General features: G+C 42.2%; 15 protein-coding genes and 1 pseudogene. 6 read left to right on the top strand and 10 right to left on the bottom strand.

Annotation, left to right across the window (positions count from 1 at the left end):
- Positions 1 to 50 precede the first annotated feature (50 nt).
- Both BA70_RS14035 and BA70_RS14030 read right to left on the bottom strand, forming a co-directional pair.
- A complete protein-coding gene (locus BA70_RS14035; RefSeq protein WP_034323417.1) occupies positions 51 to 1,148 on the bottom strand; it encodes a saccharopine dehydrogenase family protein in 1,098 nt (365 codons plus the stop codon).
- The gene (locus BA70_RS14030) at positions 1,145 to 1,852 is read right to left on the bottom strand and encodes a class I SAM-dependent methyltransferase (protein WP_034323414.1); all 708 of its coding nucleotides are present in this window, start codon (positions 1,850 to 1,852) and stop codon (positions 1,145 to 1,147) included. The genes BA70_RS14035 and BA70_RS14030 overlap by 4 nt, the downstream gene beginning before the upstream one ends.
- 129 nt (positions 1,853 to 1,981) lie before the next feature.
- On the opposite strand from BA70_RS14030, the gene BA70_RS14025 reads away from it, so the two are divergent.
- Positions 1,982 to 2,989 (top strand): helix-turn-helix transcriptional regulator, encoded by a 1,008-nt coding sequence (locus BA70_RS14025; protein ID WP_034323412.1) that lies wholly within the window; start codon positions 1,982 to 1,984, stop codon positions 2,987 to 2,989.
- Positions 2,990 to 3,026: 37 nt separating this feature from the next.
- Here the strand turns inward: BA70_RS14025 and yidA are convergent, their stop codons facing one another.
- Positions 3,027 to 3,839, bottom strand: coding sequence for a sugar-phosphatase (gene yidA / locus BA70_RS14020; protein ID WP_034323410.1), 813 nt, complete (start codon positions 3,837 to 3,839; stop codon positions 3,027 to 3,029).
- 310 nt (positions 3,840 to 4,149) lie between these two features.
- Here yidA and BA70_RS14015 point away from each other — a divergent pair, with 310 nt between their 5' ends.
- Together BA70_RS14015 and BA70_RS14010 are read left to right on the top strand one after the other, a co-directional pair.
- Positions 4,150 to 4,509 carry a MerR family transcriptional regulator gene (locus BA70_RS14015; protein ID WP_034323407.1) on the top strand — a complete coding sequence of 120 codons (360 nt, stop codon included), beginning with the start codon at positions 4,150 to 4,152 and terminating at the stop codon, positions 4,507 to 4,509.
- A 106-nt stretch (positions 4,510 to 4,615) separates the two neighbouring features.
- Complete coding sequence (locus BA70_RS14010) at positions 4,616 to 5,599, top strand: Gfo/Idh/MocA family protein (RefSeq protein ID WP_034323404.1); 984 nt, start codon at positions 4,616 to 4,618, stop codon at positions 5,597 to 5,599.
- Positions 5,600 to 5,636: 37 nt separating this feature from the next.
- On the opposite strand, the gene BA70_RS14005 is transcribed toward BA70_RS14010, so the two are convergent.
- Entirely contained in the window at positions 5,637 to 7,151 is a 1,515-nt protein-coding gene (locus BA70_RS14005; protein WP_034323402.1) for a methyl-accepting chemotaxis protein, read from the bottom strand.
- 319 nt (positions 7,152 to 7,470) lie between these two features.
- Between BA70_RS14005 and BA70_RS14000 the strand changes: the two genes are divergently transcribed.
- Positions 7,471 to 8,808, top strand: a complete 1,338-nt coding sequence (locus BA70_RS14000) for an amino acid permease (RefSeq protein WP_034323400.1) — start codon at positions 7,471 to 7,473, stop codon at positions 8,806 to 8,808.
- Between the two features lie 15 nt (positions 8,809 to 8,823).
- On the opposite strand, the gene BA70_RS13995 is transcribed toward BA70_RS14000, so the two are convergent.
- From BA70_RS13995 to BA70_RS13970, 6 genes are all read right to left on the bottom strand, one after another.
- Positions 8,824 to 9,939: a DNA alkylation repair protein gene (locus BA70_RS13995; protein ID WP_034323398.1), complete on the bottom strand. Its 1,116-nt coding sequence runs from the start codon at positions 9,937 to 9,939 to the stop codon at positions 8,824 to 8,826.
- Positions 9,940 to 10,031: 92 nt separating this feature from the next.
- Positions 10,032 to 11,360, bottom strand: a complete 1,329-nt coding sequence (locus BA70_RS13990) for a GntP family permease (protein WP_034323397.1) — start codon at positions 11,358 to 11,360, stop codon at positions 10,032 to 10,034.
- A 24-nt stretch (positions 11,361 to 11,384) separates the two neighbouring features.
- Positions 11,385 to 12,929, bottom strand: coding sequence for a gluconokinase (gntK, locus tag BA70_RS13985; protein WP_078061732.1), 1,545 nt, complete (start codon positions 12,927 to 12,929; stop codon positions 11,385 to 11,387).
- A 185-nt stretch (positions 12,930 to 13,114) separates the two neighbouring features.
- Complete coding sequence (locus tag BA70_RS13980) at positions 13,115 to 13,972, bottom strand: MurR/RpiR family transcriptional regulator (protein ID WP_034323396.1); 858 nt, start codon at positions 13,970 to 13,972, stop codon at positions 13,115 to 13,117.
- A gap of 92 nt (positions 13,973 to 14,064) precedes the next feature.
- Complete coding sequence (locus BA70_RS13975) at positions 14,065 to 15,000, bottom strand: nucleoside hydrolase (protein ID WP_034323395.1); 936 nt, start codon at positions 14,998 to 15,000, stop codon at positions 14,065 to 14,067.
- Positions 15,001 to 15,097: 97 nt separating this feature from the next.
- Complete coding sequence (locus BA70_RS13970) at positions 15,098 to 15,604, bottom strand: DUF1433 domain-containing protein (RefSeq protein ID WP_034323394.1); 507 nt, start codon at positions 15,602 to 15,604, stop codon at positions 15,098 to 15,100.
- Between the two features lie 113 nt (positions 15,605 to 15,717).
- On the opposite strand from BA70_RS13970, the pseudogene BA70_RS13965 reads away from it, so the two are divergent.
- Both BA70_RS13965 and BA70_RS13960 read left to right on the top strand, forming a co-directional pair.
- Positions 15,718 to 17,204 (top strand): annotated as a pseudogene (locus BA70_RS13965) (lipase family protein).
- 12 nt (positions 17,205 to 17,216) lie between these two features.
- Complete coding sequence (locus tag BA70_RS13960) at positions 17,217 to 17,627, top strand: hypothetical protein (RefSeq protein WP_034323393.1); 411 nt, start codon at positions 17,217 to 17,219, stop codon at positions 17,625 to 17,627.
- The last annotated feature ends 19 nt before the right edge of the window (positions 17,628 to 17,646 follow it).

The raw sequence follows: 17,646 nt of genomic DNA, 5'->3' as shown, positions 1-17,646 counted from the left end.
TGCGAGGGTTTGTCTACACGCTGAAAGACTAGCATGACGCTAGTCTTCTTTTATGCCGTCAAAAGGCTGGCTCTAATCGCTAACGCCCGCTCTTCCTTCGTTTTTTGATCGACCAAAGCGAAATCACCGTTCGCATACGTTAGTGAAAATAATTCTTCAATATGAAAAACACCTGCTTGAAATCGTCTGTTCAATAAGTGAAAGGCCGTGGCACAGGCGACTTGAGCTGTTGCCTGAGACTCATCGTGTCCTTTAATTCCAAGCGTTGAATGATGAATCTTTTTCCCATCCGTCCCTTTCGCCTCCACTTTGACCGCATATTGATCTGTCCCCATTTGAGAGGATTGAATCAATGCGATGGCTCGTTCCTTGATCTTCGGTAAGGTGAGAAATGACGTCATTCCAAGACTTCTCGTGAAAGCCAATGCGCGCGTTGCCACGCGGGAATCGAAACAAAGCCTTGTCGTTACAGAAGGCACGTGAAGCGTTGAAGGCAATGTCTGCTGATCAGAGAAGGGGAATCGATAGGCATACCGCTTTCCAAGTTTCCCACCAAAGTCTACCTGTTTCCCTCCAGTAAAGCTTTTGACTCTTTTCCGCTGACGATGCTCGGTGAGCTCATAGTCAGTATGGACATGATCAAGAGTCCATTCAATGGCGGCTTTTCCATGCTGATCGCCCATCCCAAGCATAATGCTAATATCCATTTGGTCCACTGAAGCGAGCGTAGATGCCGCTTTCGCTGCTAATAAATTCGTAAGACCAGGCGCAAGCCCTACACTGAGCAAAGCAGTTGCACCCATGTGCTGCTGATCCAGCTTTGCCACCTGCTCCATATATGCCCCCTTTGCCGAAATATCGAGATAATCGATCCCTGACCGCAAACATGCTTCAGCAAATGACGTGTCGTCTTGATCAAGACACATGATCACCAGCTTCGTTTCATCCATCCAGTCCGAATTTAACGGCTTTTTGACATCTATTTGATAAGGACGAACCCGCCCTTTTGTCTTGCGTGAAAATTGTTCAGCCTTCTCATAGCTCCGACCTGCCGCAAAAACTTGCCCAGGGTACACTTCACTTAACTGAAGACATATTTGCTGTCCGACATGTCCATAGCCGCCAATCACCATCACCTTTGATCTCATCTCTCATCCGCCTCTCTACGACCTCGCTTGCAAACAAGTCCTTTGATCATTCCTGCCTGAAAATAAGGTCTGATGTCTTCAAATCCCGCTTTGATTAACTGTCCGTTCATCTCTTTCTCAGACACAGGGTGCGTCGTGTCTCCCAGCCTTTCTTTAAAGGAAGGAAACACTTCTTTTTCAAGGCCTTGACGCTGCATAAATAAGGAAAGCATATGAAGCTCCTTCTCAAATGCGTGAGACTTCATATCTCCTTGAATAAATGCCACCACAAGCGGTGCCTCTGGTTGAAGCCGGCGGGCAATCTCCTGTAAAAAGGGCAGCCGATCTTTTACAAAATGAATCACAAGCATGCTCACCGCTGCATCGTACACAGTTTCAGCCGACACCATGTCTAATGCGGTCTCATGCCAGGTGACGCGTTCCTCCATATGAAGCTGTGCAACCCGCCGTTTGGCCATATCAAGCATGGATGGAGACGGATCGACCCCTGTGATTTGCCAGCCTTCTTTTCTTTGGAGCATATTAATGATCTCTTCTCCTCCACCCGCTCCGACAGTCAGAATGCGAGAGGCCGCTCCCTTTAATTCGGTTTCTAATACATCGACTGTCAGCTCATGCAAGAGATGATAGCCAGGTACTTTATGTGCAATCGTTGCTGCGTATGATTCAGCAACGTGATCGTGCCAATGCTGGTTTACTTTCATGTGCTTCTCCTCCAGTTCCTTTCCGCTTTACATGGTTTCCTGTACACTGATGGTATGACATCTTTATTGTAAAAAGAGACATCAGAAAAAACGATCCCTAAAAGTGGGGATTTTTGAGGAGGAGATCAAGTGACCAATCCAGCCGCTCATTTTCAGCAGCTAAGACAACATATTCGGGACGAGCTTGCCACCGTCCTTGATTTTGATGCCGCCTGTATCACGACCATTGATCCAGCCACCCTCCTCTCGACAGGTTCCTTCACAGATGAACCGATTGAAGAAATTCATGACCAGCTGTTTCAAAATGAATTTTTAAAAAAGGATGTGCACCAGCATGAATCTCTAGCCAAAGGTCCTGTGCATGCTGCGAGCCTGGTCCAGAGCGGAGAATATCTCAACAGCGAGCGCTATCAGCACATCTTGTCTCCTAAAGGATGGGCAGATGAATTGCGGGCAGCCCTTGTGATTCAAGGGGAATGCTGGGGAATCGCCAGCCTCTATCGTCAAAAGGGAAAGGAACCTTTTCATGAACAAGACATACAAGCGGTCATCCATCAAACACCAACACTTGCAGCCAAGCTGAGAGATGAGCTTTTCAAAAAAAGAGACACTGAAGCTGATGACTCGGCGAATCAGCAAGGATTCATCATTCTTTCTCATGATCACACCCTTCTTTATGGAAATGAGACAGGGCTTCATTGGCTTCATACGTTCCAAGCCTTTGAGCAAATCCATGACCGTGCCATCATGCCCCGCCCGTTCAGAGCATTAAGCGCTAAGCTTTTATACGGAGGCAGCACCCAAACAGCGGCAATCATGACGAGAATGCCTACGGGACTTTTTCTCTCTCTTCAGGCATTTCAATTAGAGCAGGCAGCCGGGCAGGCAGAAGCCGTCATGATTCATATTAAACGAGCCCAAACGAGTGATATTCTTCCTTATGCAGCGAAAACGTATCGGCTGACAGAAAGAGAGATGAACGTCCTTGACTGCTTATTAAAGGGCCAGTCTACAAAGGAAATCGCCAGTACGTTATTTATTTCAACCCATACCGTACATGATCATGTGAAGGCTATGCTGCAAAAGACGAATTTGAGCAGCAGACGTATGCTTGTTTACTTTTTCTCAAACATATAAAAAAAGCGGCTACCTCACTGGTAGACCGCTCTTTTCTTTATTTTCCTAAGACTAGCTCATGCAGGACATGTGCTACTCCGGCTTCATTATTGGATTTTGTCACAACATCCGCTACTGCTTTAACATCATCAATAGCATTTCCCATGGCAACGCCACAGCCTGCAAACTCCAGCATTGATACGTCGTTTCCATTGTCACCAATGGCCATGACTTCTTCACGAGAAATCCCCAGCTCCTTAGCCAAAAGCTTCACGGCATTTCCTTTGCTCACATCAGGATGCAGGATTTCAAGGAAGAAATCCGTGCTTTTCACCATCATGTACTTGCCCTTCACTTCAGATGGAATGGCTTGGATCGTCTTTTCTAAGCGTTCTGGCTGATCGATATACATCATCTTTGGAAGTCTCATTGACTGATCTGCCTCTTCAACAGGTAAATATTTAAGTGGTAATTTTGTTAAGTAGGATTCAAGCACTGTGTACTCGCTAATATCACGATTTGGTGTGTACAAATGAGCTGAATCGAAATAATGCATCGGCGTGTCGAGCTGACGGCTCAGTTCATATAAAGAAGTCAAATCATCATAGGATAAAGTCAGTTCTGACACCACTTCATTTGTATGGCTGTTTTGAACAAGAGCCCCATTGTAGGCAATCACATAATCTCCCTCTTGATCGAGCTGAAGCTCTGCTAAATAGCGGTTCACCCCGCCAATTGGTCGGCCTGTACATAAAACAATTTTAATTCCTTCTGCCTTCGCCTGTTGAATGGCTTCGAAAACCTCATCTGGCACCATATGTTGATTATTTAATAACGTACCATCCATATCAATTGCGACTAATTTATACATTCACTGCTCCCCTTTTCTCAGCAAAAACGTGCTGTCACTATTTTGAGCAATCATCTACATGATCACATATTATTCCATTACTATTTACCTATTTTAGCCTATCGTTTTTTTCTCACTCTGTCTACTTGTTCTCACCTGTAACAAAAATCACTTTATCCTACTCTATTATATCGTATTCTATTTGTCCTGCTTTAAATAGAGCTTACTCCCCTTTTTAAATGAATGAAATGAAACAAATGTTCACCACTGAATATTTTGAAACTAGCAAGTCTAATTGTATGATGGATAGCAAAGAAAGGAGGTGCAGGGAATGATTACGTTTACGAGAGGTAAATTGTCAAAAATGTCTGGTGTACATATTGAAACCATTCGTTTTTACGAAAATGAGGGTGTGCTCCCCGAGCCTAAGAGAGCGCATAACGGCTATCGTTTATATGATAAAAAATATGTACTCATGCTATCCTTTATCACAGAAGCAAGAAAGCTAGATTTCTCACTCAAAGAAATTCGTGAAATGATCACGTCACTATTTGAAAAACAGTCAAAAACAGAAGCAGAACAGCTGCTCGAACAAAAAGTCGAAGATATACAACACTCCATTCAAGAGTTAAAAAAGAGGAAGGCTGCCATTCAATTGTTAATGAAACAAACATTAGCCAACATCAGCTAATTGTAAGAGCTGCCCCAGTGTTTGTCGCACGTTCGGTTCAAACATCAGGTATACTAGAGACAGCTTCACTTGACATCAAACGAGTTTGGAAGGGGTTTTGAGTAGAATGAACATTGCAACCATCGGAACAGGTGTGATTGTGGAAAGCTTCCTGCAGGCAATCGAACAACTGGAAGGTGCCTCTTGTCACGCTGTCTATTCAAGAAAGGAAGCAACGGCAAAGAAACTCGCAGATCAATTTGATGTGCAAACCACTTATACAGATTTAACCGCCATGCTAGAAGATCCAGACATAGAGGCTGTTTATATCGCATCACCGAATCGTTTACATAGCGAGCATGCCACGGCTGCACTGAAGAACGGAAAACATGTGATTTGCGAAAAGCCTTTCACCTCTAATGTGAAAGAGCTGGAAGCGTTAATCGCTCTCGCAAAGGAAAAGCAGCTCCTCCTATTTGAAGCCATTACGACCGTTCATATGCCAAACTATCATTTAATCAAAAAGCATCTTCATCAATTAGGCAGAATCAAACTGGTCCAATGCAATTATAGTCAATATTCAAGTAAATATAATCAGCTGCTAGCCGGTGAAACGCCGAATGTCTTTAACCCAGAATTCTCTGGAGGAGCCTTGATGGATATTAATATCTATAATGTCCATTTCATCATGAATCTCTTTGGATCACCAGAACAGGTTCGCTACCAGGCCAACCGTCATCCAAACGGCATTGACACATCTGGTGTTTTGACGTTCACTTACAATGATTTCATTGCGACAAGTGTCGGCAGTAAGGATACAAGCAGCATGAATTTTGCATTGATTCAAGGAGAAAAAGGCTTCATTCATGTGAAAAATGGGGCCAATGGCTGTGAGGAAGTGCTGTTGCATGTTGATAACAGGGTCATCTCACTCAATGCACAAACGAATCCAAATCGCCTGTTTTATGAAGCAGAAGCTTTCCAGCACATCATTGAAACAGAAGATCATGAACAGTGCTATGGGTGGCTTGAAGAAAGTCTCTCTGTCATGAAAGTCCTTGAAGCCGCAAGAAAAGATGCAGGTATTGTTTTCCCGGCAGATCCATTTTAATCAAAAAACCGCCTTCACGAGAGGGCGGTTTTTAAGATTAAATACTCTTTGAATACGCCACAAGACGCTGAGACATGTGATTCACTTCATCGACTGCAGCATTCACTTGCTCTGTTAAAGCAGCCTGTGTTTGCGTAAGAGCTGTCATATTCGAGATATTTTCAAGAATTTCATCAATTTGTGTTTTCATTTCCGCTAAACTTGATTCGATATTTTCCGTTGCATTGGCACTATGCAGCGCCAGCTTACGCACTTCATCTGCGACGACTGAGAAGCCGCGTCCTTGCTCACCAGCTCTAGCTGCCTCGATCGCAGCATTCAAACCAAGTAGGTTTGTTTGGTTCGCCACTTCTTTGATTAAGTCAGAAATGTTTTTCGTCTCATCTGCACTATTTTTTGCTAAGTGTGCGGCAGACGTTGACTGCTCTTGAGCTACAGCAAGTTCCTGCGCTTGGTTTGTAACAGAGCTAATACCCGATACCATCTCGCTAATTGAACTTGAAAGCTGTTCTACCTGAGAAGCCATTTCATCAGCTATTTTCTCTTTATTTTTTTCTAACGTGATATCACGAATGGTTCCTGCAACACGAAGAGGTACACCTTTCTCATCACGAGTGGTTTCACCACTCGCATGATACCAGCGGTACTCGCCATTTTTACTCTGCAATCTATAGTCAATGTCAAATGGCGTGCGCCCAGAGTGGTCATTTAAATGATCCGCAAAGGCTTGCAGAGCCATTTCTTGATCCTCAGGATGCAAACGATCGCTCCAACTGCTCAAAACGTTCGGGAAATCTTTTTCATCTGTGAAACCAAGCGTTTTTCTAAACTGTGGAGACCACCAGAATTCGTTGTGTGGATTGACTGGATCGCCAGCCTCTACGACCATATCCCAAGGAGCTTCCACAAGCGCACGGTTGATCAGGTCATACCTTGTCACGAATGCTTGCAGCTCTTCTTCTTTCAATTTTTGATCATGAATATCAAAAAGAGCCCCCGCCACACGAAGAGGTACACCATTTCGATCACGAATGGTCGTTCCTGTTGCTTTGAACCAGCGATAATCTCCGTTTTTCAACTTTAAGCGATATTCGATATCATATGGCGTACGCCCGGAATGATCCAATAAATGCGTAGAGAACGCATTCAAGGTGTATTCTTGTTCATCTGGATGAATTCGAGATGCCCAGCTGTCTAAGACATTCGGAAAATCGTGCTCATTTTGAAAGCCGATCATTTTCCGGAAATCATCTGTCCATGTGAATTCATTTTTTGGATTCACCGGATCTCCTGCTACGACCGTCATATCCCATAAGCCAACTTGAATAGCTTTTGTCACTAAATTCATACGCATATGAATATGTTCATTCGCTTCCTGCATCTTTTGTAAAGCTTCATTTATTTGAGCCACTGCTTCTATCGTTTGACTAGAAGAGAACGCAGCAGTATCTAGCCTTGCTGAAAAATCTCCCTTCTCGATTTGTTCTATTAATTGACTGCTTTCACTTAGAAGAATACCCGACGACGGATCATTTGCTTTCCTCATAAACATCTTCAATAACCCCTTTCAGCTCTTTCGTACAATTTTCAAATATTTTACATTTATAAACAATTCTTTATTAGGTCTTTAGTAATACAAATGATATATCGACAAAAACAGAAAATTGTTTATGTCATAAATAAGGCAAATGTTCTTTTTTCACGAGGTTTAATATTTTGATTTTGGGTTAAAGAAGGAATTTATGGAAATAAGAAGCTAATTTGATAGAATCAACCGTCTATTTTGTCTGAAAAATCTCTTTTTTTATATTGACACTGGCGTCTCGAAAAAAGAAAATGGAACATAAGCATTTTTAAAAAAGGAGAACGACATGAGCGCGAATCAGGAACAACAAGAATTAAAAAAGCTTTTATCGCCGCGTCACATTCGCATGATTGCGTTGGGCGGGGTCATTGGTACAGGAATCTTTAAAGGAAGTGCCGATACAATCGGTTTAGCAGGTCCTGGAGTCATCTTTTCCTATGTATTTGCCGGATTGCTACTTCTCATTGTCATGGCAGCCTTGGCTGAAATGGCCATTGTTTATCCGGGGAATAACCTTCGCGACCTTATACAGATTGCGCTTGGTCAACGTTTTTCTTTTGTAGTCGGCTGGGTTTACTGTTTTATGTGGCTCACTGTGTGTGTCATCGAGATCATTGCAGCAGGCAGTCTGCTTCAATATTGGATGCCGAACGTGCCGCTATGGTCACTATGTTTACTTTGCTCGCTTTTAGTCATCGGAATTAACTTAAACAATGTAAAATACTTTGGTGAAATTGAGTTTTGGTTCGCTGGAATGAAGATTTTCGTTATTATTGTCTTTATTATTCTTGGTGCAGCATTATTATTTGGGATCATTCCAAACGAACAAAGCACACCTGCTCTCACCAATTATCAAAACTTCATCCCGAACGGATGGGGTGCTATCTTTGCATCATTATTAGTGGTTATTTTCTCATATGGGGGTTCTGAATTGATCGGGCTGACCATTACAGAAACAAAGGATGCGGAGAAGGTCTTACCTGGTGTTGTCAAAAGTATGATGTGGCGTATTATTTTATTTTACACATTGCCAATTTTGATTATCTGCGGTCTCATTCCTTGGAATCAAATCGATCCAAATAACAGTCCTTTTGTCCAAGTCTTCTCTGCTGCAGGTATGCAAGGCGCCTCTCACTTCATTAATTTCGTATTGATTACAGCCGTTCTATCTGCAGCCAATTCCGGAATTTATGGAACAACGAGAATGATTCATTCTCTATCTAAATCAGACGGCGGTCCGAAAAAGCTGGCACAGGTCAATAAAAGAGGTGTACCTATCTTAAGTTTATGGGTGACCGTTCTGTTTCTTTTAGTCGGAACATTCTTTGCTTACTTATACCCAGACCAAATTTTTAGTTATATGCTAGCTATTCCTGGTTTTGCGGTTTCTCTTATTTGGATCAGTATCTGTCTGGCACATTTGAAATTGCGTCCAACATATCCACAAGAGCCGTATTTCAAGGTTTGGCTCTTTCCGTATTTGACGTTATTTGCAGGTCTTGTACTAAGTTTGAGCTTTGTTTTGTTCCTATTCAGACAAGAAAACCTGCCTAGCTCGATTATTAGCATCGGTTTCTTAGTTGCTGCTATTATTGCTTCGTTTTTAATGAAAAAGAAGGCATAAACGCCAAACCCCGCCTCATTGGCGGGGTTTTTCATTAGCTGCTGTGACTTCAAAATCAACCGACGCTTTTGGGATGCCGTTGATGATGATTGTTAATGTATGGGTTCCCTCATAATGCTTTCTCGTCGTCATATTTTGAAAAGACTGGGACCTGACGAATTCTCTATGTATCGCTGAGCCTGTTTCAAATTCTGTAATTTTAAATACCTTTTGATTGCGGGTACCACGAGCTTTAACGTAATCAATCGCATACTCTACACGCAGCTTGAGTGGCTTATCCACTTGAAGAGTAAAATGAAAGGTCATTTTTTCTCCAATACGAATGGAATTTTGCGCTACCTTTAAATCTGTTACTTGAATGGACGGATCGTCTCCATAGCCAAACATAGCCATAATATCTGGATCGCCTTTTTTTAGTAATGTACGGGATGCATGTTTGACAATCCAGTTCGTATGTTCATTGGTCCCATACCATCTTTTGACCGTTTGCTTCATCAGATCCGGCTGAATCGCAGAAATATCATTTAAATGATTCGCTACACTTTTTTGCACATACCTGGCCGAATCCGACTTTAAGTTTTCCAAAATCGGCAGCGTGACCGAGGGATCCTTTTTAAGCGCAGGAACAGATACCCCCCAAGGCAAACGTGGTCTGCATCCTTCACTAGCCAGTCGGCGAATATGCTCATTTTGATCCTGTGACCACACCAGCATCTGCGCCAACATGTTGTCTTGATTTTGAATGAGAAAAGGCCGAACAGCAAATTCAGAAGTGGAAAACGGTGTAAAGAATTCGATCGCCTTCATTGAGATATCCCAATGTTCAAGACCGTAAGTCTCGACGTAGTCTGGAAATACAAGCGCACTAAGTCCTGAAAAATGCGGTGCTACCTGACGCAGCACTTCAATTGCCTGCACGTAATCCTCAGGCAGACAGGCATGCATCGATTCAGTGACTCTTCTCATCCGTCCTTTCAACTCAAGCTGTGGCCAATCCTCTTGAAGCACGAGCCGCTGGAATTCAGCAGCATCAAATACAGTCGATTCTTGTGCTAGTTTCTCCGCTAATTCCTGAATAAATAATTCATGATAAACATGTTTTAATGGTTCGATCGTATCCGCCTCCCACATCTCACTATCATTATTTTACCCCAATTCGTAAAAAGTGGTATCGCAACAAGCTAAAAACAGCCCAATTCCGAAGAACTAAGCTGTTGCGTTCGCTATATAAACATATTAATGATCATAATAAATGCAATGGCACTAACGGAAATGATCGTCTCCATAGCAGTCCATGTCAAGAACGTCTCTTTAATGGTCATGCCAAAATACTCTTTGATCAGCCAAAAACCAGAGTCATTGACATGAGATAAAATCAACGAACCCGCTCCTGTTGCTAACACAAGAAGCTCTCTGCTCACATCCGGCATGGATGCAGCAATCGGGGCTACAATACCAGCTGCTGTCATCATAGAGACAGTAGCTGATCCTGTTGCCACACGAATGACCGCAGCAATCAGCCAGCTAAGCAAAATCGGTGAGATGGGCGAGTGTTTCGCTAAATCAGCAATATAATCACCAACACCCGAATCGATGAGCACATTATTGAAGGCCCCGCCCGCTCCAATGACAAGCAGAATGGAAGCAATCGGTCCTAAGCATTCATTACTAAAGGAAAGCACCCGGTCACGGCTCATCCCTTGCATAAAGCCAAGGCTGAAGAAAGAATACACCGTTGCAATCAGCAGGGCTGTAATTGGATCTCCGATATATTTGAACACCTGAAACCAAATACTTTCCTCTGGCAAAATAACATCCGCCAGTGTGGCAAGCAGCATTAAAATTACTGGCACCAAAATGGTAAACATCGTATTCGCAAAACCAGGAAGCTTTCGATCTTCATTTCGTTCAGTGAATTGCTTTCTCAGCATCTCTGGAACCGGTTTATGTATCCGTTTGCCAATCCACTTTCCATATAGCGGTCCAGCAATGATAGCTGTGGGCAAACCGACAATAATGGAAAAGAAGATGGTTTTCCCCACATTGGCATGATAGATGCCCACAGCTGCCATTGCAGCTGGATGAGGCGGCACAAGACCATGCACAACAGACAATCCAGCGATTAACGAAATCCCAATCGTCACGAGCGATATGCCCGTTTCAATCGCAATGGTAAAGAGTAAAGGAATGAGAAGAACGAATCCGACCTGGAAAAACACAGGTATTCCCACGATAAAGGCAACGAACATCATTGCCCAATGCACATTCTTCGTCCCGAAACGGCCGATTAAAGTTTGAGCAATCCGCTCAGCTCCCCCTGATTCAGCCATCATTTTCCCAAGCATGGTTCCAAGCGCAAGAACAATCGCCAGCAATGATAAAGTATTTCCTAATCCCGTTTTAATCGATTGAATGATTTCCTGCAAATCCATCCCTGTGGCAAAGCCGACAAGCATAGAGGTAATAATTAAACTCACAAACGGATTCAACTTCGCGACTGTAATGAGAATGAGCAAAAGGACAATCGCCGCAATCACGATGAATAAAAGCATGTTCTCCCACCTTTTCCCTGATGTTTAACGATTTTGTTTTAATTGCAGCGCACTAATGACATCAAATTCATCCTTTAGTTTGTCATAGAGGCGCTCATATAAATAAAATAGCTCTATGTATGTCTCATTGTTCTTCATATTTGGTTCATGACGGGCAGAGATCCGAATCCACTCTTGAACCTCTTCCATCTCTTCCATATGACCTAAACTATGAAGTGCGAGGACAGCCGCCCCAAGTGCCGAGGCCTCATAACTTTCTGGAACAAGTACTTCTCTACCCATCGTATCCGCTAAAATTTGCCGCCATAGCGGAGATCTTGCAAAACCACCCGAAGCCCGGACATCCTTTGCTGAACCAGTTAAATCTCTTAATGCAACACCGATCGAGAAAACACTCATAATGACGCCTTCTAACACGGCTCTAATAAAATGCTCCCGCTTATGCTGAAGGCCAATACCAAAAAAAGTGCCTCTCGCATTTGGATTCCAATAAGGTGCACGTTCACCTGTTAAAAATGGTAGAAACAGCAGTCCCTCTGAGCCAGCTGGCACCTTTTCCGCAATATCAATCATGAGATCGTAAGGATCTACACCAAGGCGCTTTGCAACCTCCACCTCCGAAGAACCAAATTCATCCTTCAGCCATCTCAGCATGATTCCGCCATTATTGGTAGGTCCCCCGACCACCCAATGCTTGTCCGTCAGCGCATAGCAAAATGTTCTTGATTGCTCATCTGTTACCGGCTTGTCTACGACGGTACGGACTGCACCGCTTGTCCCAATCGTGACAGCCACTTCCCCTTTACCAATGGCACCAACACCTAGATTCGCTAGAACACCATCATTCGCACCAACGACAAATGGTGTATCTTCCGCGATCCCCATTCGCAGCGCAATCTCTGGCTGAAGCCCTCTCAGCTGATACGTCGTTGGGACAAGTTCAGACAGTTGATTTTCCTCAATTCCAGCAATGCGTAGTGCCTCCTCGTCCCATTGAAGCGTTTCCAAACGGAACAGCCCTGTTGCTGAAGCGATTGAATAATCGACGACATACTGACCGAAGAAATGATAGAGAATATATTCTTTTATGGAAATAAATTTTGCTGCCTGCTTGAAGACATCAGGTGTCATTTCCTTTATCCATCGTACTTTTGAAAGCGGTGACATTGGATGAATCGGCGTACCGGTTCTTTTATAAATTTGAAAGCCATCCATGTCCGTAGTAATTCGTTTCGCTTGTTCTGCACTTCTGTTATCTGCCCAAATGATACTGTTCGTTAAAGCCTTGCCATCCTCATCCATCACAATTAAGGAATGCATCGCCGTACTAATCCCGACACCTATGAGATTCTTTGTATCAAATGCTACTTTCGTCAATGCGCCTCTTACACTCGCAATGACGGCTTCTAATATATGTTCAGGATTCTGCTCAACCCATGCTGGCTGGGGCTGAATGAGATCATAAGGAACTGAATGTTTTGCTATCACTTTTCCCTGTGGTCCAAACAGAACCGCCTTTGTACTCGTTGTACCAATATCCAAACCAATTACCGCCTGGTTTCCCTTCATCTGCATCACGCCCAATCATTGATTTGAAATAATTTTTGTGGTTTTGATCTACCTGATTAAATCCCATTATAGGAATATTTTTTTCGACATTCAATGACCGAAAAGAAAATTATTTTCACTCAAAACCTCACAATCTTTACCACAACAGTACTTTTCTCTAATAGAAAAATTTATTTTTGAAACCATTAAATCCTTTTTTGAGAAATGGTTTCTCTCATTTGCTTTAAGTTTGTTAATGTTTCCTGCTGTCTTAAATGCGCAAGTGCGAAATATAGGACATCAATAACAGTGAGCTGAGCCAGCCTTGCAGACATCGCTTCTGTTCGAAAAGCCGTTTCTTGCGTCGATGTATACAAGGTGACATCTGCTAGTTGACTCAATGGTGAGCGCTGATAGCTCGTAATACCAATGGTTTTTGCTCCTTTTTCTTTTGCTGTTTTCATCGCATCGAGTAAATCTTTGTTTCTACCAGAATGAGATATACCGACAACTGTACTGTGTTGATCAAGAAGCCCTGCAGACATCGCTTGAAAGTGAGAATCTGTATGAACAATACAATTGATGCCTGTCCTCATAAATTTGTGAAAAGCATCTGTTGCAATGAGGCCAGACCCACCGCTCCCATAAAACTCTAGGCGCTCAGCTTCATCGATTATTTGTATGGCTTTTTCTACATCGTCTGGATTCAACAATTGAAAGCTATCCTTTAATGCAGATATATTCGCCTGAAATACCTTTTGCATAAAAACGGCGGTATCATCATCAAGACTCATCTCTTCATCGACATAATCAGGCTTTGTTTGGTCTATTTCCTGGGCAATAGTAATCTTCAAATCTTGATAGCCCTCAAATCCAAGCCTTTTACAGAGACGAAAAATCGTTGCCTCTGAGCTCGCTGTCTTTTTGGCAAGCTCGACAATAGACAAATGGATGATGTCGTGGGGCTCACTCGTAATATGTTCTGCAATTGCTTTAAGCTTTGGCGGCAACCCTCTGCTTGCTGCTCGTATCTTTTCAATACTACTTAAACTGACAAAAGCCAATTGACTTCACTCCTTTCTCATTCATGTGAGCGCATACATTCCCTCATGTTCCCATCTTATAAAAAAGAAGCCTGTTTGCACAGACTACTTTTTTAAGAATTCATGACTTGGATCAATAATTCAAAGAAAGCCTCAGCATCTACATCCATACATACTTGAACATTGCGTTCTTTCTCCCATTGATGCTGAAAATCACATATCATCTGACCATCACAAAGCTCACTCTTTATCTCCACTTCTACATGAAAAGCCTGTGTGCTCACCAGCTGCTTGTTAATCGCAAGACTCACAGCAAGCGGATCATGCATCGCACACGCCCACACACCATTCCGTTCAAAATAGCGCTGGCGATAAATGCTTGTACTCTCTCTTATGTAACTTGCCAAAGTTTCATTCTGAATGGCATCGATTCTCTCATCCGTTAACAAGACCTGCCTTGTGACATCTAATCCAACTTGAGTCAATGAAGGGAACCCAGCCTCCAGCACCAATTTCGCCGCTTCTGGGTCTGCATATGTATTGAATTCCGCAACTGGTGTGACGTTCCCCTGCCCCTGCACGACACCACCCATAAAAATGACTTCTTTGACGTGATGAATCAGTTCAGGGCATTTTTTCAACGCAAGGGCTAAATTCGTTAAAGGTCCTGTCAACACAAGCGTGACCTGCTGCGAATACTTCAGCACTTGTTCAATGATAAAATCAGGCGCAAAACCTTCATCTGCGGTCTTCTTTGGCTGGGCATCCTTTAAAGCACCGCCAATTCCATCCTCTCCATGTACCCAATGTTCATAATGGGGCGCTCTTAAAAGAGGTGCAGCCGCCCCTTTGATAACAGGAATCTCAACTGCATCAACCAGCTCAAGCACTTTACACGTATTCAATGTAGCCGCATCGACAGACACATTCCCGCATACAGTTGTAATCCCCAAAATATCAAACTGCTTACTTTTCACTGCAAGCAAAATACCAATCGCGTCATCGATTCCAGTGTCTACATCCAAGATCAATTTCTTTGTATTTGCCATGGCTGAAATCTCTCCCTTATTTGAAAGTGTTGTTAGGGGAATGATAGCATATTATTTTTGGAATCTATTTAGGAAATAAATCGGCAGTGTCCACTTGTTATTTCTCTTTTTCTCCAATGTCTTTGAGATATTGTTCGCGTTCTTTTTCAGAGAGTCTTTTAAGATAGTTTTCCTTTAGTTCAGGCTCATCTTTATATTTATCCCAGTCTTTAAAGCGATAAGATAATTCAGGAGAAAAAGTCATTGTACCTACCTCCTTAGATCGATATTCTAATGATGCAGAGAAATCATATTTTTCTGGGTTACCATTAATATACCCTCTAATTATTATATAACCCATTGGATTAATGTTTACTCCCTTATCGAACGTAATGGTTTTAATAAAGTTGTGAATATCTATTTTATGTAAACGTTCTTCCACTTTCGGTTTCATTTCTTCTGCGAATTCTTCTGCTTTTTCTAAATCGTTCTTCTCTTGCACGATTGTTTCACCTCCTGATTCATTCGATTTTTTTTCTTTATCTTTTTGAAAAACAAGTGATAATACTAGAATAAAAACGGTAGTAATCAAAACAATAAGTACAACTTTAAATGTATTTTTCACAAAAAATACCCCACCTTTTAAAAATTTAATCGATAGGTTTTTATACCTCTTTTTTATAGATATTTACCATACAATATCTTATAATATACATGATAATTATTACAGGAGTGTAAATGTTGACCAAAAAAAATTCAATTAATCAACTTAGCGATAAAGAATATAATGAAATATCATCAGCATCTTATGATATCTTCAACTATGAAAATTCTAAAGATATACACTTAAAAAATGGTAAAATAATGTATGTCGTTGACCACCAAGAAACAAAAAAAGGTCTTAATTCACTAACACTTGTATCGGAAGAAGATTTCGATCGCTCAGATGGCGGAAGAAACCTCACCAAAATCAAAAACGCAGTCATCGCTTACCGCGGTTCGGAGCCGATTGGCGCAGGCCAATATAAAGATACCATTAAAAAACATGGAAAAAAGAGTCAGATGATCTTCTTTCTACCATTTTGACAAAGCTTCCTCCTTTTAGTCAGTCACAGGCGTCAAAGGAAGTGACGACTAAGGTGACAACAGGGACAACTACCTATACAAATGAAATTGTACAGGATTGGATGATTTCAGATACAAAGTATTTGATTAAAAATATCCCTTTTGAACACGGTGCAGAGAATCAAATGGTTCAAGCAGATCGTTATGCAAAAGATATACATAAGAAAATGCCGAATGCCAAGATGTATGTCACAGGGCATTCACTCGGCGGGTCTAATGCTTCCTATGTTCTTGTGAAAAATGATTTTATTCAAGGCGGCGTGACGTTTGAGAATCCAAATATTTATCCAAATCTATCAGATGGTTTACAAGCCAGAGCACTAAAAGGCGATTACCGCAGTAGATTAACAGAATATATCAATTTAAACGACGGGCTTTCTCTATTAAATCGACATACGACAGAAATCGGTCAAGTGAAAGTGATGTATGATGCCACTCTACCTGAAGGTGTCGATTACTCCCAGGACTCCTCAAAAGCCGTCCAATTCATAAAAGACCTCCTCAATCGGGCAATGAGTGTGAATCCTTCACTAGATGCTAATTTATTTCTTGAAGCCCTCGCTGGCAGCCATGGCTTAGATCGTTATACCTTTTCGCCAGATGGCTCCGTTCAAACCATTGATGATATGCTGCGAAAAAATCCATCTCTTACCACGGCCAGGTTACATCAGTTGAGTCAATCAAATGTTGATCCGCATAGTGTAGTGGCGATTTTAATTAAGTCCCACGTTCTCATGAACACTGGGCGTAAATTCTCGACATATGCCGATCACCATATGCAGCAAATCATTCGCAAAATCGAGAAACTCGATGACAAAGTAGATCAATCTGTGGAACGGGTACGCTCTAGATACAAACAGATTGTTGGCTTTGGTTCCTATGACCAGCTGACGGCTTCAGATGTGGATGCCGTGATTCGCCACTTAAAAACAGAGGGTCTTGAGAATGAGTTCTATTCAGTCAAAAAATATGATACAGCGATTGATGGCGCTATGAATTTGAAAAGGTGGATCGACTCACTATCAGATGATATGAACCAGCTGGGGAAACATTACCACGATGCAGATACAGCCCTGGCAAAGAATATGGGCATTTCTTAAGGAGAACAAAGAATGGAATTTTCAAAGAAACAACCAACAGACGCAGATCGTTTTTTGCAAAGAATGACAGATACTCACACGTCAAGCTCCGTCTTCTCTCAAGCAAACTTTCACACAGAAGACATGACACCAGCAGAGCTGGCTGCTTTGAAGACAAAGATCAAAGAAGAACAGAAAACAGCGCTGATGAGAGCCATTCGGCACCAGCTTCAACATGAATTTGCAGAAGACCGTCAAGAAGCGGAAGACATTTTGGAGCAGCTCGATACGCTTCTTGTTAAAGTCTATAAACATAAAAAGCAAATTCAAACGCATATGTCGGGTCAAGCCATTGATGCCTTAACAGAGAAAATTGAGCAAAGACTCACGTTTCATGAACTGAAAGAAGATGTTCAATCCGTGATCAACTCGATCGGCATTTAAATGAACCTTCAGTCCGATG

Origin of the sequence: Bacillus zhangzhouensis (genome assembly GCF_000715205.1) — a bacterium.
Classification (GTDB): Bacteria; Bacillota; Bacilli; order Bacillales; family Bacillaceae; genus Bacillus; species Bacillus zhangzhouensis.
This window is presented reverse-complemented; position numbering and strand designations above follow the sequence as displayed.